Origin of the sequence: Peribacillus asahii, from assembly GCF_004006295.1 — a bacterium.
Taxonomy (GTDB): domain Bacteria; phylum Bacillota; class Bacilli; order Bacillales; family DSM-1321; genus Peribacillus; species Peribacillus asahii_A.
In genome coordinates this window covers 2586772-2609310 of sequence record NZ_CP026095.1, presented here as the reverse complement: position 1 = coordinate 2609310, position 22539 = coordinate 2586772, and the positions used below count along the sequence as shown (strand labels likewise).

At 35.6% G+C, this 22539-nt stretch carries 16 protein-coding genes and 2 pseudogenes; 13 read left to right on the top strand and 5 right to left on the bottom strand.

All coding sequences use genetic code 11. The features are described 5' to 3' along the window. Positions 1–1009 precede the first annotated feature (1009 nt). A complete protein-coding gene (locus BAOM_RS12590) occupies positions 1010–2245 on the bottom strand; it encodes an IS110 family RNA-guided transposase (RefSeq protein WP_127760551.1) in 1236 nt (411 codons plus the stop codon). 570 nt (positions 2246–2815) lie between these two features. Between BAOM_RS12590 and BAOM_RS12585 the strand changes: the two genes are divergently transcribed. The 3 genes from BAOM_RS12585 to BAOM_RS12575 all read left to right on the top strand — a co-directional run bounded on the left by BAOM_RS12585 (position 2816) and on the right by BAOM_RS12575 (position 7301). After that, positions 2816–4009, top strand: a complete 1194-nt coding sequence (locus tag BAOM_RS12585) for a NupC/NupG family nucleoside CNT transporter (RefSeq protein ID WP_127760550.1) — start codon at positions 2816–2818, stop codon at positions 4007–4009. A 509-nt stretch (positions 4010–4518) separates the two neighbouring features. Further along, complete coding sequence (locus BAOM_RS12580; protein ID WP_127760549.1) at positions 4519–5907, top strand: aminotransferase-like domain-containing protein; 1389 nt, start codon at positions 4519–4521, stop codon at positions 5905–5907. Between the two features lie 95 nt (positions 5908–6002). Next, on the top strand, positions 6003–7301 hold the full coding sequence (locus BAOM_RS12575; protein WP_127762560.1) for an MFS transporter: 1299 nt from the start codon (positions 6003–6005) through the stop codon (positions 7299–7301). A gap of 274 nt (positions 7302–7575) precedes the next feature. On the opposite strand, the gene BAOM_RS12570 is transcribed toward BAOM_RS12575, so the two are convergent. Further along, positions 7576–8454: an IS3 family transposase gene (locus BAOM_RS12570; protein WP_127759246.1), complete on the bottom strand. Its 879-nt coding sequence runs from the start codon at positions 8452–8454 to the stop codon at positions 7576–7578. Positions 8455–8462: 8 nt separating this feature from the next. After that, the gene (locus BAOM_RS12565) at positions 8463–8753 is read right to left on the bottom strand and encodes a helix-turn-helix domain-containing protein (RefSeq protein WP_127759245.1); all 291 of its coding nucleotides are present in this window, start codon (positions 8751–8753) and stop codon (positions 8463–8465) included. Positions 8754–9047: 294 nt separating this feature from the next. On the opposite strand from BAOM_RS12565, the gene BAOM_RS12560 reads away from it, so the two are divergent. The 3 genes and pseudogenes from BAOM_RS12560 to BAOM_RS12550 all read left to right on the top strand — a co-directional run. Next, positions 9048–10097 carry a DUF3231 family protein gene (locus BAOM_RS12560; RefSeq protein ID WP_252282415.1) on the top strand — a complete coding sequence of 350 codons (1050 nt, stop codon included), beginning with the start codon at positions 9048–9050 and terminating at the stop codon, positions 10095–10097. Between the two features lie 77 nt (positions 10098–10174). Then, positions 10175–10618: pseudogene (locus tag BAOM_RS12555) on the top strand (hypothetical protein); the annotation flags it as partial. Positions 10619–10928: 310 nt separating this feature from the next. Next, positions 10929–11206 (top strand): annotated as a pseudogene (locus tag BAOM_RS12550) (DDE-type integrase/transposase/recombinase); the annotation flags it as partial. A 95-nt stretch (positions 11207–11301) separates the two neighbouring features. Here BAOM_RS12550 and BAOM_RS12545 read toward each other — a convergent pair. Further along, positions 11302–11877: a GNAT family N-acetyltransferase gene (locus BAOM_RS12545; protein WP_127760548.1), complete on the bottom strand. Its 576-nt coding sequence runs from the start codon at positions 11875–11877 to the stop codon at positions 11302–11304. Positions 11878–12729: 852 nt separating this feature from the next. Here BAOM_RS12545 and BAOM_RS25540 point away from each other — a divergent pair. Both BAOM_RS25540 and BAOM_RS24750 read left to right on the top strand, forming a co-directional pair. After that, positions 12730–13272 carry a CBO0543 family protein gene (locus tag BAOM_RS25540; protein ID WP_353737898.1) on the top strand — a complete coding sequence of 181 codons (543 nt, stop codon included), beginning with the start codon at positions 12730–12732 and terminating at the stop codon, positions 13270–13272. 211 nt (positions 13273–13483) lie between these two features. Further along, entirely contained in the window at positions 13484–13966 is a 483-nt protein-coding gene (locus tag BAOM_RS24750) for a CBO0543 family protein (protein WP_286676271.1), read from the top strand. Positions 13967–14317: 351 nt separating this feature from the next. Here BAOM_RS24750 and BAOM_RS12535 read toward each other — a convergent pair whose 3' ends face one another. After that, positions 14318–15592 carry an MFS transporter gene (locus BAOM_RS12535; RefSeq protein WP_127760547.1) on the bottom strand — a complete coding sequence of 425 codons (1275 nt, stop codon included), beginning with the start codon at positions 15590–15592 and terminating at the stop codon, positions 14318–14320. A 152-nt stretch (positions 15593–15744) separates the two neighbouring features. Between BAOM_RS12535 and BAOM_RS12530 the strand changes: the two genes are divergently transcribed. The 5 genes from BAOM_RS12530 to BAOM_RS12510 all read left to right on the top strand — a co-directional run bounded on the left by BAOM_RS12530 (position 15745) and on the right by BAOM_RS12510 (position 22121). Beyond that, positions 15745–16659, top strand: coding sequence for a LysR family transcriptional regulator (locus BAOM_RS12530; protein WP_127760546.1), 915 nt, complete (start codon positions 15745–15747; stop codon positions 16657–16659). A 513-nt stretch (positions 16660–17172) separates the two neighbouring features. Continuing rightward, complete coding sequence (locus BAOM_RS12525; protein ID WP_127760545.1) at positions 17173–18123, top strand: L,D-transpeptidase family protein; 951 nt, start codon at positions 17173–17175, stop codon at positions 18121–18123. Between the two features lie 394 nt (positions 18124–18517). Next, complete coding sequence (locus BAOM_RS12520; protein WP_127760544.1) at positions 18518–18940, top strand: MaoC family dehydratase; 423 nt, start codon at positions 18518–18520, stop codon at positions 18938–18940. A 5-nt stretch (positions 18941–18945) separates the two neighbouring features. Next, positions 18946–20250, top strand: a complete 1305-nt coding sequence (locus BAOM_RS12515) for a sigma-54 interaction domain-containing protein (RefSeq protein ID WP_127760543.1) — start codon at positions 18946–18948, stop codon at positions 20248–20250. Positions 20251–20972: 722 nt separating this feature from the next. After that, positions 20973–22121: an acyl-CoA dehydrogenase family protein gene (locus BAOM_RS12510; protein ID WP_127760542.1), complete on the top strand. Its 1149-nt coding sequence runs from the start codon at positions 20973–20975 to the stop codon at positions 22119–22121. The last annotated feature ends 418 nt before the right edge of the window (positions 22122–22539 follow it).

Genomic DNA, 22539 nt, shown 5'->3' with positions numbered 1-22539 from the left:
GGGGACTTTAGTTCAATAAAGGAAGGTTGCTTCGACACCTCCTTTTCTTATTGAACAAACCCAGCTAATAGAAGCTTGAGTGATTTTCAACAATCGAGCGCTCTAATTGAACAGGCAGCTAAGCTCATATGCCATTAATTTTATATTGCGGCTTACTTGAAGGGAGTCTGCAAGTTGACGAATTAAGGGCAATTTTTAATTTAACGAACATTTATTGAGGATTGACACAAAAGTCTTTACTATTAAATCCTTTTATATTAGCATTTATTCTAAAAAAGTAAGGACTTTTGTGTCAAAAAAAATGACAGAAAAGTCTTTACTGCTATGCGAAGTGACACAAAATCCCTGACTATCCTGTAAATATAAAAATAATAAATAATTTACAGAATTAATCTTTTAATATGTTAAGTAACAATTATAAAAAGATTAATTTAAATAATTTTAAAAACCTTAGTAAAGATTTTTGCGTCAAAATAGTAAGGACTTTTGTGTCAACCGTCATGACGAGTGACACAAAAGTTCAGACTATAAAAACATGATTACAACAAGGTTTATCTCTTAATGGTCTAGAGTTTTGTGTCAATAATTATTGACACAAAACTCCTGACGCTCTTGTTTTTTGACACAAAGCTCTAGACACTCTCGAAAAATGACACAAAAGTCTAGACACTCTTGTACTACAACTCTGGTTATCAGAGAATGTAACTTTTGTTGATTTTGAATAAAGTTTGTTCATAAATCCCGTTGACATCAACAGGATTTTTTCTTATTCAACAAACGGGCCAGATTGTTGAACAACACGATTAAAGGAAATTGGTAAAGGCGAAGAGATTGTGAATGTTTTCACTTAAACTAAACCAGCTAATAGTTTGTCAATATTTTTCAATAAAAGATTAAAATCATCGATAAAAGATTAAAATCATCGATGATATACTAAAAAGCGCATACCAAATAACCTTCCGTTTTCTCTTGGATGGAAAGTTTTGAGTTATTTAGTTAGACATAGTTTTTAAGCTATATCTTGGAAAGTTGTTTTATTTTTTAATAAGGCATAAATCCAATGTAAGAGCTTATTTACACAAGCGATAATAGCCACTTTAAAAGGCTTTCCTTCTTCACGTTTTTTATCGTAAAACTCACGCATTTTTTTGTTGCGAGGGATAATTTCATCAGTCGTTTTCTTCTTGCGACAATCACGAATGGCACAGCGAACTGCCATATATAATGCATGACGAAGTCTACTAGATCTTCGTTTTGTGATGCGATTCTTGGTAGCTGTAAACTTACCAGATTCGAATACACTAGGATCCACTCCAGCGAAGGCTACAAGCTTTTTAGGATGGTTAAATCGATCTATTTCACCAACTTCAGAAATAATCGTTGCCGCGATTTTTTCTCCAATGCCTGGGATAGATTTGATAATAGTATATTCTTCAATTTCTTTAGCGAGAGCGTCTATCTCTGTCTCTAACTTTGATAGATGCTCTTTGTACTGAAGAAGAATATTTATATACATACCTAGGCTTAAAATATGACTTTGATAAACAGTCTTTTCAAAAGGATTACGGGCTGCTGCAGCTTTAAGCTGAATGGCTTTTTCATTTGCCCATTTGATAGATCTACTTTTACATAACTCAAATATCTTGTCTGTAATGGCTTCTTCACTTGCCTTGAGAATGTCTTCTGAAGAAGGGAACTCTGAAAGAGTTAAGAGTGACACCACAGAATATAAATCTCCAAAAACCCCTTTATATTCAGGAAACACTTGTTCAAGCACTGCCTGAAATTGCAGCTTTGTTTGGATCATAACGCCCGTTATATTTTCATGTTGTCTTGTCAGATTACGAAGGTTTAATAACTGAACCCCACGCTTTTTATATGGTTCTAACTCCTCCTTATAGAACAACTCACAGAGAAGATAGGCATCAATGGCATCGGTCTTTACTTTTCTTAAACTTGACCCTCTTGCCTTATATGAAATCAAAGGGTTGATGATAATCAATAAATACCCACGCTCTTCCAAGTAGTGAACGACTGGAGTTTGATAATGCCCAGTAGCCTCTAAAATGACTGAAGGCTTTTTTCCAGACCCTCTTTTAACATCCTCAAGAAACGCTACAAGTGAATTAAGCCCCTCAACAGTATGAGAAACTTTAAAGCTCTTACGATATGGTTTGCCTTTATCTAAAAATGCCTGAACTTGACTTTCCCCTTTTGAAACATCCAGACCAACGACTGGATTCATTCTGAATCTCCTCCTAGACTAGTCATTTGCCAGTAACTCCTAATCCTCCATGCAGTGTCACAGCTTCGCTTGTTATACGAGATCTACGTCCCAACCAGCCTCAATCATGTTTCTACAAGTAGGGGCGAACGGTTTAGCTGACGGGGTCAAAGCCCCACGGGCAGTTACGTTCTACCCTGGCTACTGATAGGATAAAACCATATAAAAAATGGTCAACCAGAAATAACTGGCTGACCTTATAATACGAACGGGACAGTTTAGTTAAAGAAGGGATTTTGATAAATGAGAGAGAGTTTATTAATTCGAGTACACTTGCTATATCGAAAAGATATAACCGTGATTACTGTCATATCATCTGAAAAATAATAAAATGTATTGCTGAAAAAAGGTAACGTTCCCCTGTGTAATGTTACCTTTTTATTTTTTTAACTTTATTAAAGTACTTTGGCTTTTGGTTATTGGTTATTGGTTCATTGATATAATTTCGTTTCTAGGTACATGAAAGATGTAAAAAAAACAAACATTAAATTAAGTCGCTTGGAGATGGTAGAGATAAGGAGATGTTAATCATTGTACTTTCTATTAAATGTAATCGGGGTATTTGTGGTAATTGGTTTGGTTTACTTATGTTCGCCTGAAAAACGGGATGTTAAATGGAAAGCTATTTTATTTTTGTTGATCGCTGAATTGCTTATGACATGGTTCATGCTATCAACTACCATAGGCACGTGGGTCATTAATCAAATTGCATCCTTTTTTACATGGTTAGTTGATTGTGCAAATCAAGGGATCTCGTTTGTATTCCCATCAGCGATGGGAAACGAGCAAATTGATTTCTTTTTTAGTGCCTTAATGCCAATTATATTCATTGTCACTTTCTTTGACATTTTAACCTATTTCGGGATATTGACATGGCTCATCGATAAAGTAGGCTGGCTCATCTCCAAACTATCAGGTCTGCCAAAGCTAGAGAGCTTTTTTTCTATTCAGATGATGTTTCTTGGAAACACTGAAGCGTTGGCGGTTATTCGCCATCAATTAAGTGTATTAAGAGAGCAGCGTCTGCTGACGTTCGGAATTATGAGTATGAGCAGCATCAGCGGCTCAATCATTGGAGCATATTTATCTATGGTGCCTGCTACTTATGTATTTGTTGCTATTCCATTAAATTGTTTGAATGCCTTACTGATAGCAAACATGCTGAACCCGATAAAGGTGAGCAAAGAAGAAGATATTGTTTACGTTCCTGATAAAGGGGAACGAAAGGATTTCTTTTCAACTATTTCAAACAGCATGCTTGTTGGCATAAGAATGGTCATTGTTATCACAGCTATGGTTATTGGATATGTAGCTTTAACAGCGGCTGTAAATGGTATATTAGGAGTATTTGTTCACGGTTTGACCATACAAAAAATATTCTCCATTATTTTTAGCCCATTTGCATATTTGCTAGGTTTAACTGGAGACGATGCTATGTATGTAGCTCAATTAATGGGAATAAAACTGGCTACAAATGAGTTTGTTGCAATGCTCGACTTAAAAGATCAGATTAGAGGATTGGCTCCGCATACTATTGCGGTAGCAGTGACTTTTTTAACTTCATTCGCAAATTTCAGTACAGTTGGCATGATTTACGGAACGTTTAATTCTATTCTAGATGAACAAAAATCACATATCATCGGAAGAAATGTATGGAAGATGTTAGTGAGTGGGATGGCTGTCTCCTTGTTAAGTGCTATGGTAGTCGGATTATTCATTTGGTAGTCACTAATTAAGTAGCCAAACGAAAACAAATTAACAAAAGGTGCATCAGTAAAATGAGCCATTTTGAGGCGGAATAAATTAAATTTGTATTTCTTAAATGTATTGTGCTTCTTCAACTACCATGAAAATAAACTTCTCTTATTACAAAAAAAGACAACACCAAAGAAGGCCCTTCTAGTTCGTAAAAAAAGAGAGCTGCAATTCATTGATCTATAGATTGGTTGACTGGATTAAGAACCATTATAGACATCTTAGTATTTTTTCATTCTCTGTGGTGAAGCGCTGATTTTTGCGCTTCATGGATGGCTAACGGTGCAGTTAGTGTAATAAAGGGTACAAGCGTTATAATTAAGGATTCATCCTTATTCAGCTTTTCCTATTTTCGTTCGAAAAAGTTAAGTAAAAAGAATCGCTGCTCGGATATTCACTAAAAGGCATAATATTAAAGAAAATTATAATTGTTTTATAAATGGTACAATCATATAATTGTGTGAAAAAGGATGCGTATCATGCCGATTAATTCTTTTGAAAACTATCCAATGAGCTGGAAGCCATCGATTGATAAAACTAAAAAGCCTATTTATCAAGCAATCGCAGGGCAATTGGAACAGGATATATTAAACGGAGTTTTACTACCTGGAACAAAACTTCCTCCGCAGAGAGAACTGGCTGATTATTTGGATTTAAATTTAAGTACCATTTCAAAAGCTTTTAAAGTTTGTGAGTTAAAGGGCTTACTAAGTGCAGCTGTCGGAAGTGGCACATTTGTATCGTATGATGCATTGTCGAATGCGTATTTACTTGAAGATACAAAGCCGAAGCATTTAATTGAAATGGGAGCAACACTACCAGATAATGCTTCGTACGAGCCACTGCTACTCCAACTAAAAAGTATGCTGCAAGAGACAGATTATGAAAAATGGTTTGGTTATGGCCGGACAGGCGAAAGCCTTTGGCAAAAGGATGCAGCTATAAAGCTAATCCGAAGAGGTGGGTTTGAAACAACCGTTGATCACATTTTATTTGCAAATGGGGGTCAAAATGCGATTGCTGCTACATTGGCAAGTCTTTGTAAGCCTGGAGATCGCATTGGTGTTGATGATCATACATATCCTGGATTAAAGACTGTTGCAGCAATGCTTAGTGTGCAAATAGTACCGATAAAATCAGAGAACTATGAAATGAGTCCAACGTCTTTTGAATATGCGTGTAAAAATGAAAATATTAAAGGTATTTACTTGATTCCAGATTATCATAATCCGACAGCTTCCTTTATGTCGGTCGAGAATCGAAAAAGGATTGCAGCAATTGCCAAAAAGTATAATCAGTTCATTATTGAAGATGGCTCGTACCACCTTCTCAACCAAAAGCAACTTCCAGCAGTCGCATCATTTGCTCCAGAACAGGTCATCTATATTGCAAGTTTATCTAAATCATTAGCACCGGGGTTACGACTAGCCTATGTAGCAGTACCTAGTCAATTTAAGGAGCCGATTTCAAAGGCACTTTATAATTTAAATATAACCGTTTCCCCGCTATTAGCAGAACTTACAGCACGTACGATTGTATCGAATCAATTTGAAGTCTTAATTGAAGGTCATCGGGAACAAACCATTCGCAGAAACCAAATCGTAAATCGATATTTTGCAGACTATACGTGTTTAGGTGTTGAAACAGGCATCTTTCGTTGGTTGTTATTACCAGGCGAGATTACAGGTGCTGAATTTGAAACGTTAGCTGCTGGGCAGGGAGTACAAGTGTATGCGGCTGAACGTTTTGTAGTTGGAAATAGTTGTCCAGAAAGGGCTGTAAGGGTTTCTGTCTGTGCCCCCAAAACACTCGAAGAGCTTGAGCAAGGATTGATTATCCTTAGACGTTTGCTAAACAATCTTACCTAATATTGTTTGCCATACAATTATGATATTGTATGGCCTTTTTTGTGCGTGTTATGATGGTTCAAATCTAGTTGGAGGTTTATAGAAAGGGAGGTTGGATTATGTTGCACAAGGATAGTGTAAAAGCGTTAGACGTCCAAACAGCTTCGTTACAAAGCTACATTGGTTCTTCAGAAAAACAAAAAGCGTTATACAAGCGTACATTATTGGTTGTAAGTATTTCACAAATTTTTGGTGGTGCAGGGTTAGCAGCAGGAGTTACTGTGGGGGCACTTCTTGCACAGCAAATGCTCGGTACGGATGCGTTTGCTGGACTTCCTTCAGCTTTACTTACTTTAGGGTCAGCAGGAGCAGCCTTATTTGTTGGGAGACTTTCGCAAGCGTTTGGACGTCGTACAGGTCTTACAGCGGGTTTTATGATTGGGGGACTTGGAGCAATAGGAGTCATAATTGCGGCAATAATAAATAGTGTTTTCTTGTTATTTACTTCCCTACTTGTTTATGGTGCAGGGACAGCAACAAATTTACAAGCTCGTTATGCAGGTACAGACTTAGCGAATAGTAAACAGCGAGCAACTGCCATTAGTATTACTATGGTTTTTACAACATTTGGCGCAGTTGCAGGACCAAATTTAGTGAATGTAATGGGGAATTTCGCTCTTTCTATTGGTGTTCCATCACTTGCTGGCCCTTTCATTTTAGCGGCAGCGGCATATATCCTGGCGGGTGTTGTGCTTTTCATAATGCTTCGTCCAGATCCATTAGTTATAGCAAGAACGATAGAAGCGACCAACCAAGAGCCTAGTGATAAAGGACATTTGACAACAACTGAACATGCAGAAAACAAAAGAGGCATAATCGTTGGGGCAACCATTATGGTTCTTACTCAAATTGTAATGGTAGCTATTATGACAATGACACCAGTTCATATGAGACATCATGGACATAGCTTGGGTGCAGTAGGTCTTGTTATTGGTTTTCATATAGGTGCCATGTATCTCCCTTCACTAGTTACAGGTGTCCTTGTTGATAAGTTGGGGCGTACTGCGATGGCTATTGCTTCTGGAACTACGTTGCTTCTGGCAGGTTTAATAGCAGCATTTGCACCCGGAGATTCTATGCTTCTTCTAGTCATTGCTCTTTCTTTACTTGGATTAGGATGGAATTTTGGTTTGATAAGTGGGACTGCACTTATTGTTGATTCAACTGAAACTTCCACACGGGCTAAAACTCAAGGTACAGTGGATGTTTTAATTGCATTGTCAGGAGCTGCTGGCGGAGCATTGTCTGGAATGATTGTGGCGGGTTCAAGTTATCTAACATTATCAGTTACTGGAGGAATTCTATCCTTATTACTAATTCCAGTAGTGATATGGTCTCGCGGAAGTAAAAAATAAGCTAGATTGTTTTACGAAAACAGTATTTTTCGGGGGAATATTCTTGGAACTAAATGGATGAGATTGTTCAATATAAGCAGTCGCTTTTTACTAACTGGGCAGCATTCCTGTAATAAAAAACTGTGAAGAAAAGTACTTAAACAAACGGGTTCGTTAATTGAAGAAGAATTAAGTGGTATTATGAGTGAGCTTAGATTTTAGTTAGTCAATTAAAGGGCGCTATCCTAGGAATTGATCTGACCCCTGTCAAGTAGACATAAAAAAATAAGCGCAGTTAAGAAGCCTGACTTCTATATTCGATAGGAGTCAGGTTGTTTAGCTTGGTTTGAAACCTTTCGTGGTTATAAAAGTGAATGTAGTCTTTAATAGCCCTTCTAACCTCTTGTGAAGTTTTAAAAGTATGCAGGTTAAAACATTCTGTTTTTAAATGACTAAAGAAATTTTCCATACTAGCGTTATCCCAACAGTTGCCCTTTCTAGACATACTAGCTTTCATTTTATTTCTTGTGAGTAGCTGATTATAGTTATGGGAAGTGTATTGGTATCCTTGATCACTATGGAGAAGGAGTCCCTTTACATTCCTTCCTTTTATGGCTTTTTTAAGAGTATCCAAGACTAGTTTATAATCATTACGTCTACTAATTTGGTACGCAACAACTTCGTTATTATATAGGTCTTTGATGGCAGACAAGTATAGTTTCTGTCCATTGAAAATGAGGTACGTAATATCCGTTACCCACTTTTCATTAGGGCGAGAAGCGTAAAAGGATCTATTTAAATAATTATTCGAGATAAGATAAGGTTCTTTCTTACCGTAATAAATTCGTTTCTTCCTGATAATTGCTTTAATACCTAGCTCACTTAGTAACCGTTGAACTTTTTTGTGATTAATATGAATATCATAGGTCCTCTTTAACCAAATTTGTATTCTTCTATAGCCATAGATGCCCTTATATTTCTGATGACATTCTATTATTTTCTGCTTTAGCTTCTCATCCTCTATCTGCTTTTCCGAAGGTAATGCTTTACGCTTTATCCACTTGTAGTATCCACTTCTTGATACTTTAGCTAGATGACAAAGTAGCTGTATAGAGTGAGCTTGTTTAGATAAATCATTAATGATTGGAAATAGAATACTAGGTTTTAGATTCATTCCTCCTTTCACATCTTTAAAAGCTTTTTTAATAGTTCATTCTCAGCTTCTAATCGCTTTATTTTCTGTTGGGTATTTTCAAAGGTAGATGAAGAGACTCTACTAGACCCACTTTTTCTGCCACGTTTTTCTCTAAGACCAACCATCCCATCTTCACTAAACTGTTTAACCCATCGTTGTATGTTTTTTCGATGAGTGTTTAATTCTCTGGAAACGGCTGCATAATTCTTCTTTTGATGAAATAAATCCACTGCTTTTTTCTTGAATGATATATCATAAGTCTCTGCTTTTTTCTCCATAAAAAATACCCCCTTAATAATAGACAGATTAATGCGCTTTTTAAAACGTGTCTACTATAAGGGGAGCATACCAGAATAAGGATAAGCGCTCATTTTTCATTTAAGTCCCATATTTCGGGATGGAGAAATTCCCTAAATCACGGAATGTAGTATCCAATCGGATTGACGAAATCGACCTAAAACCGATACTAAAAAATAAGCCTCTATTTGGATAAAGAGGCTGTTAACTCGAATAAGACTACAGTTTATTGGTAACTTTAAACTTAATGAAACATAGAGATAAGGGGATTACTTATGACCACCGATAAAGAATTTAATCCAATGGATGTTATGAAACCAATTAATTTAAGTTCAAAAGAATTAGACGAGTCACAGCCATTTACATCGGTTGAAATCGGTAAACTTTGGGTTACCTATATGGGGAACAGTATGGCAAATCAAATCTTGCCTTATTTTCTACAACATTGTGAGGATGAATATATTAGGACGTTACTTGAAAATGGTTTAGCCTTATCCAAAGATTTTATGCAGAGGATAGAAAAATTTTTAAAAAAGGAAAATTTTCCTATACCTGTTGGTTTTTCAAAGGATGATGTAAATCTTGGTGCCCCTCGTTTATACGAAGATGAATTTTACGTGCAATATTTAAAATATACGGCTAAGGCTGGGCTTAGTATCTATTCAGTAGCAATTCCGTTAGTAATAAGAGAGGATATAAGGGAATTTTTCATTTATGTAAATAAATGCACAGATATCCTATTAGGACAGATTAATAATGTTTTATTTGAAAAAAAATTAATTGTTAAACCTCCAAGTATTCCTACACCTGAAAAACCTGATTTTGCTAATAAACAAAGCTATCTAAACGGTTGGTTTGGAGAGGTTAGATCATTACACGCAATGGAAATTGTTCACCTTTACGATAACATTGAAAATAACATAACAAGTAAAGCGTTATTGTTGGGATTTTATCAAACAGTTAAGGACGAAAAAATAAAATCATTGTTTAAAAAAGGTTTAGAAATGACTGATAAAGCAGTGAAGCAGTGTATTGAAAAGCTTCAGTCAGAAAACTTACCAACACCGTCATACATTGACCATTTGGTTACAACATCCGACTATCCTCCTTTTTCTGATAAAATAATGTTATCTCATAAGTTGGACATGTTCTCTATGAAGATTAGGTCATTTGGAAACTCATTAGCGGTAAATGGAAGAAGAGATATAGGTGCATTATATGTAAGAAATATGACTAATGTTGGCGTATTTGTTGATGATGCTATGAATATTTTAATTGATAAAGGATGGTTGGAAGCGCCACCAGAAGCATTTGATAGAAGTTAATTGACAATCGAATAGATTAAAAAAATCTCCATTAGCAAGCTAATTGAAAAAAGAATATAGAAAAGGAATAGAACAATGTGACGAACAGAAAAGAAGCGTTATTATGGAATATAGCACTTTCTGGATTTGGTCAATTTCTAAATGGTAAATTAATAAAAGGTATTGTGTTTGTTTTCTTGGAATTTTTAATAAATGCTCAAAGCCATTTTAACGAAGTGATTATTTCAAGTTTTCAAATGGATATAGAAAAGGCGATTTTACAGGTGGATTATCAATGGTTAATGTTTTATCCTTGTTTATATTTCTTTGCTATGTGGGATGCTTGGAAAGATGCTGGGGGAGGGAAGGGGAAATATTCCTTTCTCCCTTTTGTGTTTGCTGCATACTCTGTTACGGTTGGTTGTATTTATTCTTCCAGTTTTAGGCCATTTGGGTTATTATTTGGACCAGTTTGGCTTCCTATGTTATGTGTAATACCTGGTGTTATTTGTGGACTACTTATTCAGAAATTGTTATTAAAGATGGAAACAAGGAAAATAACATTAGATATCCTATATTTAAGAATCGGGTGCATTTCTAGAATAAAAAATGCGCTCTTTCTTTATGTAAGGAGAGTTTGTGAAATAAGACATAAAACTAAAGGTCCTTTAGTTTCACAAGTAATAAATTACCAATAAAAAAGGTTATAACATTCTGAGATAATCAAAGTGTATGTAAAATATTTAAAACCACTGTGGTGATGAAATGAAGAAATTTCCCTCAAATCTAATATCTATTATGCTTTATACAATATTTGTAGTAAGTACGATTATTACGTTGGGTACACCAATTCCCATCACTATTCAAGAGTTAAAAGAAGAAAAACAGATGCCTGAAGGCATCCAACTAAGGCAAGTTAAATATCTCAACAATATCGTGGAGCAGGATCATCGCTTTATTAAAAATGAATTCGCCCGATGATTGGATTAAAGTCCTTACGGACTGCCAAACGAATGATTACGGGGCTAGAGGCTATGCACATGATCAAAAAAGGACAGAATCTTCAAAGGGAGAAGTCTGTCCAAAATCAAAAAGAATTCATCCATCAACCGTTTGGACTAGTTGCATAAGACCAGAGGTCACTGGAAATCTTTCGCTTTTTTATGTTTTTTTCAAGTTTTTCCACCAGAACCACCAATCGATTAACTAAGTGACAATATAAAAGTCATAGATTTTCAAATAAATTTTCATTTTTCGACTCTTTGCCAAAGGTTAGAACTTCCTCAACTGGTTGATAGGATTCACCATAAAAATGTTGATCCTTATATGTATGTATCAGATTATATGTCTTCTTCATTGCTTCAAAGATCATTTCTTCCGACTCATTATTGGGTGCCCAGTAGAGGATTTCCATTTCATTAAGCTCTTTTGTTGCAAGGGACCTTCTCTCATACCCAATGGAGTTAGCATGCTCAAATCCTTCACGTTTATAAAAATGAAGTCTTTTTTCTGAATCACTGTCTTCATAGTTAATTGGTTCTACTTCAAGTATAATCGGTTTTTCTTTTCGTTTTAGTTTTTCCAATAGTTTATGCCCGAGTCCTTCACCTCTAGCATTTTTTGAAACGAGAAGATAATCAATAAAAATAAAATTATCTAGTTCAACATACATTAAAATATGTTTAGAGCTCTCATCCTTATGGTAGATATCTGAACGCTCTTCAAGTAAGGTTTCCATGTGGTTTCTTGATTTCATTTCTTCAATCGGAAAATATTGATTTAACTTTTCATACCAATGCATCGTTTACTCCTTTTTAATGTTTTTCCTTTCAAACTTTTCATGGTGAGTCTTAATAATGAAAATACTTGTCTTTATGCTGTCCATTCTTTAGCAAACAATACTAATAAACCCCTAAATTTTGTTCTAAAGGAGCTCTAAATTTTAACTTGAAGAGTATGTAGCCTGTACCTCTTTAAATTTAGTAAAAATACTATAAACAGTTCTCAGACCTGCCGCGCTTCCGCTTGTTTACCGCTGCTCACTTCGAGACTTTGCTCTCCCACAAAGAACAATTAATGAACCCTTAATAGATTTCTTTTAAATATTATTTTAATAATAGCTATTGTTTTAACACTATTAATCGCAGGGAAGGGTGACGATAATTATAGTAGCTCAACCAAAAGAAATTTTACAAATTTAACTTTAATTTATGTGGTCATTATTATCTTTGGTTTAATTGCCCTTGGTATATATATTAGTCTTTTTTCTTAAAACAAATTATGTGGTTTTTCAACTTATTATTTTAATTATGAAAGATTTCCTAAATGGTAAAGGGTGGGCGAAATGTTAAAATATTATTTCTGGTATTTAAACCAAAGTAACTTTCCTTCAATAGACACAGTTACCATAGGCAGCTGTTTTTTTATGTCTACTTGACAGGGGTCAGATCAGAATGGATAAGCGCTCATTTTTCATTTTAGGGCGATTTTGCTGAACAAAAATACATAATCAAAGTCGAATTTTAACAAAGAAGACTTTAAAAAGTTTAAATATGGATGGATTTGAATCAAATCCCTAAACAAAGGAAACTATATAAACTAATAGCAATGGTTATATACATAATCAAGGGAGGCTATAAGAGTTAAATTTGGGGTGAAAGCTTTGGGATTTTCAAACTATTTAACAATAATTTTTGAATGTATAGTATTAATCGTAGCATGGCGTTTCAGCGATTGGAGAAATTGGAAAAAATATTATTCAACCGTGCTTTTTGTCATGACATTGAGTTTGACTGTTAGCCTTCTAACGTACAATAAATCATTATGGTATTTTTCTGGGACGTCCTTTCTTCCTAATCATACACTTATTGATTTATTTATGGTTTATCTTTATTATCCCCCATTGATTTTAATTTATCTCCCACACTATCCTTTCAAAAAACGTTTCATTAATCAAATAAGCTATATATTACTATGGACATTGACGTGGGCAGTAGTAGAAGCATTTTACGTACTTATAGGATTAAATACACATCATAATGGTTGGAATATTGGGTGGTCAACTTTTATTTGGTTTTGTATGTTTATTGGCATACGGCTCCATTTTACTAGACCATTGTTAACATGGTTATTATGCTTTCTACTTACCGTTTTTATGATTATATACTTCCATATTCCAATTACTGAATTGAAATAAAAATAAGTTGATTCTCTTAGTTGTGCAATTTAAATGGGGATTTTTAGGGGAACAAAAAAGAAAAAAATGAAGTAGGGGGAATGCGTATAAAATGTTAACTGATTATATAAATATTGGATTCAATATCGAATCTTTTGCCTATATTATTGTGATTATCACTGGCCTTCTGAGCCTTATCTTTTTTTAAAGATTAGATAAGAAAAGATAAGGTTTGTTATTTATTTTATCAGCTTTAGCTGGAAACATTTTGTGCTATATGTTTGTGAAATTTAAGTTTTATTCATTTCCATATCTATTATTCCCTAGGATTGAAATTATGCCGGTAACTGTTGTTACACTTTTCTTTCCTATAATGGTTCTTTTATCCGTTCGTTATAGTCCAGAGAAGTGGGGATGGAAAATACCTTTCTATTGGACGATTATTCATATAGGAATGTTTTTGGAAACATGGTCATTAACAAATACTGGGCTAATTAGATATAGCTTTAAATGGGGCTTTTGGGATTCTTATACATGGTGGTGGATATATTTTTTAGTTTTTGAATGGATTGGCGGTATAATTATTCCTAGAGATTTAAGAAAGCCAATCAATATAAATCATTTGAAATTTGGTGGACTTGGTTGGGCAATTATTCATTTTGTCCTTATTTTGACTATTTTCCTTGGTGGTTATTATCTTGGTTCCTTGAAATAGACGAATTTCTAAAAACTCGTTCGAACAGATAAGATTGCTTAATGCAGATTCTGGGGGTGTGAGTCGTAACATATTAGAACCTAATTGTGTTTCGAAGATGATTAGAGATAGAGTTAGGAAAATGTAGATATACAAGATTAAGGAAATTGAACTAAAAAACCCTAATTTCTCTCTTGCAGCACCTAGAAATTGGGGTTTATTTACTTTAGAAAAGCACCTTTTAGTAATTAAAATATAGATTCTCTTGAATACAGGCTGCTTTCTAGAATATGTAAAAATGTATAAGATAAATAATTTATCTTATACGGTAAGAGGAAAGTAAATACATGAGTTTTAGCTTTCTCTACATCCCTATACATTCATTACTCCTTCCTTAGTTAATTGACTGGAATGTTGTTTTTTAATAATAATGACAAATAAGCTTGCTAATAAACAGAAAACTCCTGCCAAGAAGAATGCCCAAGTGTAAGTGTTGAAAAATTTATAGATTAGACCCCCTCCATATGCAGCTACTGCAGCACCTGCCTGATGAGATGCATAAATCCAACCGTAAATGATTCCACTTTTATTAGTGCCGAAGATTTGTCTTGAGATACCAATAGTTGGTGGAACAGTTGCAATCCAATCTAATCCATAAAACATGGTAAAGATAACTAGCATAGTAGTGGAACCTTCAGTTAATGCATAAGGAAGTAATACAAGAGAAGCCCCTCTTAAACCATAGTACCAAAATAATAGCCATCGATTATCGAAACGATCTGACAGCCAACCGGATAGAGTTGTTCCTACTAGATTAAAGATTCCCATAAATGAAAGAAACGAAGCTGCTGTAACTAAAGGTATTCCAAAACTTATACAGTAAGAAATAAAATGTGTACCAATTAAACCACTCGTTGAAAGTCCACAAATAAAGAAACTACCAGATAATAACCAAAATTCCTTCACTTTCACAGCTTCGAATAAACCATTGAAGGCTACAACAATAGGGTTTTCCTTTTGTCCTTCATGGCTCTCTTGTATTTCTTCTTCAAGTCCATATGGAAGAATACCAACATCCTTTGGTGTGTTTTTTATAAATAAAAAGATTATGATAAGCATGGTGAAACTAAGGATCATAATTAAACCAATGGCCCAGCGCCACGAATACTGATCGATAATAGCCGCTAAGACAGGAAGTAGAATTAACTGACCTGTTGCTGTACTTGCCGTTAATATTCCTACTGCAAGACCTCTTCTTTTCTCAAACCAATGATTCGCTACATATGGACTTAATACCGTTAGAAAAAGACTTGATCCCAGCCCGATAATTAAGCCCCAAATGATGATCATCTGCCAAGATTGATTCATAATGAAGGTTAGTATGATACCTGTCAGTAAAGTTGTCATAGAAACAATCATCATTTTCTTTAAGCCAATCACATTAAGTAATGCTGCCATAAATGGACCGGATATACCAAATAAAAACATACTAATGGCAAAAGCGAGTGCAATAACAGATCGATCCCAGCCAAATTCCTTTTCGAAAGGATCTATGAAAACCCCTGATGATGACATAACAATTCCGGCTACAATAATGGAGAAAAATGTTATGGAAAGAATAAACCAGCTATAGTGTATACGTTTCAAAACGTAACCACCCCCGTTGTCTTCATATAAATAGCCTCCTGTTTTTTCTTAATATTAACTCGCGACTAATTATTAGTAAAATTGAAGTTTATGAAACTATTCATTGATTTTTTTGATACTATAGAAGTAAGAGTAAAATAAAGGTGGGTGAAATGATGGAAATACGCCATTTTGTTACGTTTAAAAAGGTCATTGAAACGGGTAGCTTCACACAAGCAGCAGAACATTTAGGTTACACTCAATCCACGGTGACTTCTCATATTCAGGCACTTGAAGAGCATTTAGGCGCACCTCTGTTTGATCGGATGGGTCGAAAGATAAGATTAACTGAAATTGGTAAGAAGTTGTTACCCTATACACAGGATATTTTAGATACTTATGGAAAAATCGAAAGCATTACCAGTGAGGAAAAGGATATTAGAGGGACGTTAAAGATTGCGGCTCCTGAATCTCTAACAGTATTCCGCTTAGAACCAATATTAAAAGAATATCGAAAGAAATTTCCCCATGTAAGCATCCGTTTAAGTAACGCCTCTTGCGGAGATAACAAGAAAGCAATAGTTGATGGTAGTGCAGATGTTGCGTTTGTCATGTTGCCACAGTTTGAGGATTCGGATTTAATCATCCATCCGTTAATGAATGAACCGATTGTTCTCGTTGGAAGTTCTGACTGTTCGCTGAATATTTTAGATAAAAGCTACGAAAATCAAAAGATACGCGAGTGTTTGATTGTGAACGAGAAAGAAGGCAGTTATCGAAGAATATTTGAAGAGTTCCTACGTGATAGAGGGATTGTACCGTCCAACATCATGGAACTTTGGAGTATTGAGGCGATAAAGCGTTCTGTAATGAGTGGGCTTGGTATTGCTTATTTACCTTTAATGACAGTAAATGATGAAATCGAGGCAGGAAGGTTAAAAATTATTCCTTGCGAGGCTGATTTAAAACAGATATACTCCCAAGTCGTTTATCACAAAAATAAATGGGTTTCCCCAGCTTTATCAATGTTTATCGATATTACTTTGAAACATGCAAGAGACTGGTCATGTGCAGAGACTACTTGTTGAGAGAACATGTATATTTCCCTTTTTACTTATGTTTATGCAAAAGTACTGTATAAAAGATAGTTTAGAAAATTGACAGACGCTAAAACTTAATATGACGGAAAGAAGCATAATTAAATGAACTGATTAAAATCGTCTCCTTTTGAGGCGATTTTTTTATTTAGCTGACTTTTTGCTGAAAACGCAGGGGAAAATGGTGTTTTGTTGTTCTGTATTAAGAACTGGTGATATACTTTTATATAATGTAAAAAATGTAAATTTTAAAAATGCATCGAGAATCAATCTAAGTGTCAGGACATTTTATATAAAAAGAGTAACCATTCACGAGAAAGCAAGAAAAATAAGCTAAGTAAACAAGTTAAGGAGGAAAAGTGTTTCATTTACATTTGGAGCAATTTGTGAGTCATCGATCTGCTTTAAAACAAGGTTGAGTGTGTAAACAATATAGCCGGGGCTCATTTTATCGCCGGCAAACTCTTTACGCACTGGCATTAAAAGAAGCAGGAGGCGAGAAAGATGAATAAAGCTCAAAATCGCTACATGCGTGTAAGAAAGGCTAAATCACAAGCAAAACAGAGGAAATCGAGCAGAAGATTGCTGGCTTTACTAATCTTTTTCTCTTGTTTATTTCTTTTGTATACTGCATTTGTTTTAGATCGTTATTTTTTTCACTTTACAGATAGGTTCACGGAAGAAAACGATGTTGATGCGTCTACAGCGATACATGATTCTACACCTGGGCACAAGAAAAAAAACGCTTCACAGCAGGAGACTAATATTGCTCAAAAAGATGGTGCATTGCTGACGGTTGATGTAACAAATCTAAAGCATATAGAATGGCTCGTTGTAAACAGCGCGATTGTGCATTTTTATCAAGCAAAAAAACGCTATCCTGTTTCGCTTGAGGAGTTAGCGAGTCCTTATCCGAATAACTGGATTTCATATGTTCCTAAAGGAATTACGTACAAACGAACGAGCCAAAGCTATACTCTTCTTTTAGCAGGTACCCCTCTTGATGCTCGAAAAGAACTAGTGGAAATCCTCGTTTACCCGAGTGTGCACAAATTGGCACTTTCATTTCATGGCAGACCGATTGCTGTTTACCCTATAGCTACAGGAAAAAAAGGAATGCCGTTTTCATCTTCATATGTAACGGAAAGAGTGGTGGAACCGAATGGTCCAGGCTCTCCGTTTGGCACAAGAGGGATTGTACTCGAACAAGAAGTAGCCATACATGGAACAAACAAGCCTTCTTCGGTCGGAAGAAGTGTGTCAGCAGGCTGCTTCCGCTTGTTGAATCACCATATTGAAGAACTATATCCATTTGTCCCAAAAGGAACTCTTTTAAAAATATTAGACGATGCTCCCGCTGCTTCATCCTTGCCTGAAGGAATTCCGCTTGTGTTAACAGGGGAATCACTCGAAAGTGAAAAAAATCCGGGTGTCAGGTACAAGTGGCGAGGATAATGAAAGGGGGATTACATTGTGCTTCGTGTACAACATGTTGGGGGTACGCCTTATACAAGTAAGCTTAATGTACGCTACCTAGTAGTGTGCATTTTTTTATGAATAATTTTTCGCAAAATCGATTCGCAATTATGCGAAAAATTATCACTTTTGCGAGATTATCTGAATCTAGGTCTTTTTTTATAAAGGATACTTGTTGGTATGAAACTTGCAATATGATTAAGCAAGAGGAGCAATGTTCCGTTCAATATATCAATCACAAAACAACATGATTGTTCTACGTTTAAGTATTGGACAGATAAAATGAGAATGGAGAGATGCAAATGAAAATCTATGTGATTATGAAACTTACTTTTGATACAGCAGAAAAGTCTGTGAATAAAGGAGAGTATAAATGAACTTATCTACTTCGGAATTGTTTATCGGACAAATAGCCCGTTTGCGACGGATATTTACAGAAGACGATGTTCAACAATGCAATGAATTAACAAAAGATTTTAATCCAATCTATCAACGAAATGAGGATAGTTGGAAGAATCATCGTTATTCGCAGCCGATTGTTCCTGGAATGTTGGTGGAGGGATTAGTTACCCAAGTGATTACCGATAAACTTCCGGGACGTGCTTGTGTATTGCTGCAAAAAGAGATGATTTATTATCATCCGGTACATGCCGGAGATGTCATTACCGCTGAATTGACGATTATTGATGTTAATCTTGAAAGAAATTGGGTTACGCAAAAGGTTACATGCTTTAATCAAAATGGAACCGAGGTAATTAAAGGACAAGTTGTTCTTTTTGTATTATCGGAAAGGTGATTGATATGGAGAAGACGATAAATTTACTAGAAGACTGGGGATACATTGAAGTTGATGGCAGCGGGCGACTGATTCACCTCAGCCCAGATTTTTGTGAAAACTTTTCGATAAATAAGAGTGCTTACTTAGGGGCTCCAATTTATGATGTAATCCATGGAATGTATGGCCGAAGGCGTAAAAAAGTCTTCTTCGGTGTTATTTCCGGGATTAATTGTTTAATTAGAGTGACGAAACAGAATCAACAGGAGATTTATCGGGTGATAGCCCGTGATGGAGATATTGAGCATCATGAAATGGTATCGTTCATGCATGCGATTGATTTAGCTAAAATGAACAAAAAAAAGCCCCACCAAAATAAATACAGCTTTGAGGAAATTATTGGGGATAGTATGGCGATGAAGGAGGCTAAAGAATTAGCCATTCGAATTGCGACTAGTAATTCAACTGTGCTGCTGACAGGGGAAAGTGGGACGGGAAAGGAATTATTCGCTCAAGCGATTCATGGTATAAGCAGAAGGAAAAACAATCCTTTTATTGCGATAAATTGTGCAGCTATCCCGGGGGAATTATTTGAATCAGAGCTTTTTGGCTATGAACCCGGAGCATTTAGTGGAGCAAGAAAGGAAGGAAAACCTGGAAAGTTTGAATTAGCTATGAATGGTACCCTTTTTCTTGATGAAATATCAGAACTTCCTTATGAAGCACAAGGAAAGCTGCTCCGTGTGCTTCAGGAAAAAGAGGTTGAGCGCATAGGAGGAACCGTTAGTAAAAATATCGATATCCGTATTATTGCAGCAACGAATCGTGACTTAGGAAAACTTGTTGAGGAAGGGAAGTTTAGGCAGGATTTATTTTATCGACTTTATGTCTTCGATTTAACAATTCCTTCACTTCGGGAGAGAAAAGAGGATCTCCTATCATTAGCTCATTATTTTATCGATTTTTTTAATGAGAGGTTTGATCTGGACGTTAAATTCATTGATTCCAAGCTGCAAGAGTGGATCTTGAACTATGAATGGCCAGGAAATGTTCGTGAATTAAAGGCCTTTATTGAAAGGGGAATGAATATTGTTGAAGGAGATACCCTTTCGATGAATACGATCTATTTTTCACGCCAGATGTCTACCAATCCAAAAAATAGGGAAATCACGCCTCTGCAAAGTTTAGAGGAAGAAGTGAGAAGTGCAGAGATAAACGCAATCCAACGAGCTTTACAAGAAGCAAATGGTGATCGAACTCTAGCTGCTCAAAAACTAAAAATACATATTGCCAGCTTGTATCGAAAAATAGCTAAGTACAATCTGAAATAATACTATATTTGCACACTACTCAGTAGTGTGTATTTTTTTGTATCTGAATTTGTAACTGCAATAAGAAGAACTAGAGGAAATGAAGTTGATTTTACACCAGCTTGAAAAAGAACCTGTAGAAGGAGGTGAAAGAAACAAAAGCGACTATCATGATTACAACTAATCTTGGATGTCTACTTCAAATAAAAGTAGGGATTGAGCGAGACAATTTATCTGCATCTTATTGAATATTTAGCGGATGCTGCTGGAATAAGGTAAGGATATTTCTGTATGTATTGATGACCACAGTGCACTTGTCGACATCAACAGCGTATTCAAATAAACGTTTTTATGTCGGATTAACAAGTTGAACATATATAGAGTCAACGTACTGTGGCTGAAAAATATAATATTTTTATTTGAAATGGAGCTTATCAGATGGATTTTTTTGTTTAATTTAAGGACCTTGTGCAGGAAGTTGTTGAATCGTACAAAGACATGTTCTCGTGGAGATGGGCGAATATGAGTTGAAACTTGTTTTTTCAACAATTATCGTGTGATTCAAAAATGAAACGTTGATTCATTTTTGAAACGCGAGAACCTGCTAGTAATCTATATGGTTGATTTAAATATAAATCGACAAAGAATAAGTAGTAAGTAAATCCGATAAAGGTAAGCAATTTCCTTTTGGCACACTTTTTGCATTATGTATATAGTATTCCAAATTATTAGGGGGAATTGACATGTTTACGACAGTAAATCCAGAAATTGAGCAAATTAGACAAATGGTAAGAAACTTTGTAGAAAATGAAGTAGAGCCGTTCGCGCAACAAATTGAAGAAGAGGATAGAATTCCTGAGCATTTAATCGCGCAAGCAAAAGAACTTGGATTATTCGGAATGAGTATCCCTGAAGAATACGGTGGAATCGGATTAGGAATGGTTGGAAAAGCTGCGGTTTTGGAGCAGCTAGGAAGAACACATAACGGATTTGCTACGTTGATTAGTGCTCATACAGGTATTGGAAGTACAGGGCTAGTTCGCTTAGCTTCTCCATTTTTAAAGGATAAATATTTACCGGAGCTTGCGACAGGCAGAAAGACAGCGGCATTTGCTTTATCTGAGCCAGGTGCAGGATCAGACGCAACGAACTTATCGACAAGAGCAGAAAAGGTAGGGGATAAATGGATTCTAAACGGAACAAAGCATTTTATTACAAATGCACCGATTGCTGATGTTTTTACGGTTTTTGCACTGACAGATAAAGATAAAAGAGCAAAAGGGGGCATTACGGCTTTTCTAGTAGAAAAAGATTTTCCAGGTTTTACGATTGGTAAAAAAGACAAAAAAATGGGTCTGCGTGGTTCGTATACGGCACAATTAATTTTCGAAAACTGTGAAGTTCCGGAGGAAAACGTTATCGGTGAAGTCGGAATGGGGTACATGGCCGCTTTAAAAATTCTTAGTGAAGGCCGCATTGGGCTAGCCGCAAGAGCAGTTGGATCTTCTGAAAAACTAATTGAATTATCGGCTTCCTATGCGAAGGAAAGAATTCAATTTGGAAAACCGATTGCTTCGAACCAAGCGATTCAATGGATGTTAGCGGATATGGCAACGGAAACAGAAGCGGCAAGAAATTTAATGCTAAAAGCGGCACATATGGTCGATGAAGGGAAAAAAGTAGTGAAAGAGTCTTCTATGGCTAAATTGTTTGCCTCAGATGTCTTTAATCGAGTGGCAGATAAAGCGGTTCAAATTCATGGTGGAATGGGATATGTATCCGATTATCCAGTGGAGCGTTTTTATCGCGATGCCCGCATTACACAAATTTATGAAGGAACAAATGAAATCCAAAGATTGATCATTTCTAGAAACGTGCTTGACGAAAATTAATATGCCTTTGCTACACTAAGTTTTGCGAGTCTCGTTTGGTTTGTTGTTTTTTGATTTTAGATCTAAGCTCGTTGATTCGGTTCGTCGTGCTGAGAAAGTATGTAATATTCATTTTTGCTTCGCAGTTTTAAGAAAATTATCAATTTTGCGAAAAAAATTAGGGTTTTGGCGCATCCTTTCCAAGGATACTTGTTGGTATGAAACTTGCATTATTAATAAGCGAGGAGGGATTACATTATTCAATTTTTCATTTACAGAAGAACAAGAGTATTTTCGAAAAAAATGATAAAGGAATTTGCCAAACTAGAAAAAATGGGACAGAGAAGGGATCGCTTCAAGACATGTGTAGAAAAAGCTAGGTGGAATGGGTGTTAACGTGATGCGCGAATTATAAGAATTTACGAAGGGATACCTGAAA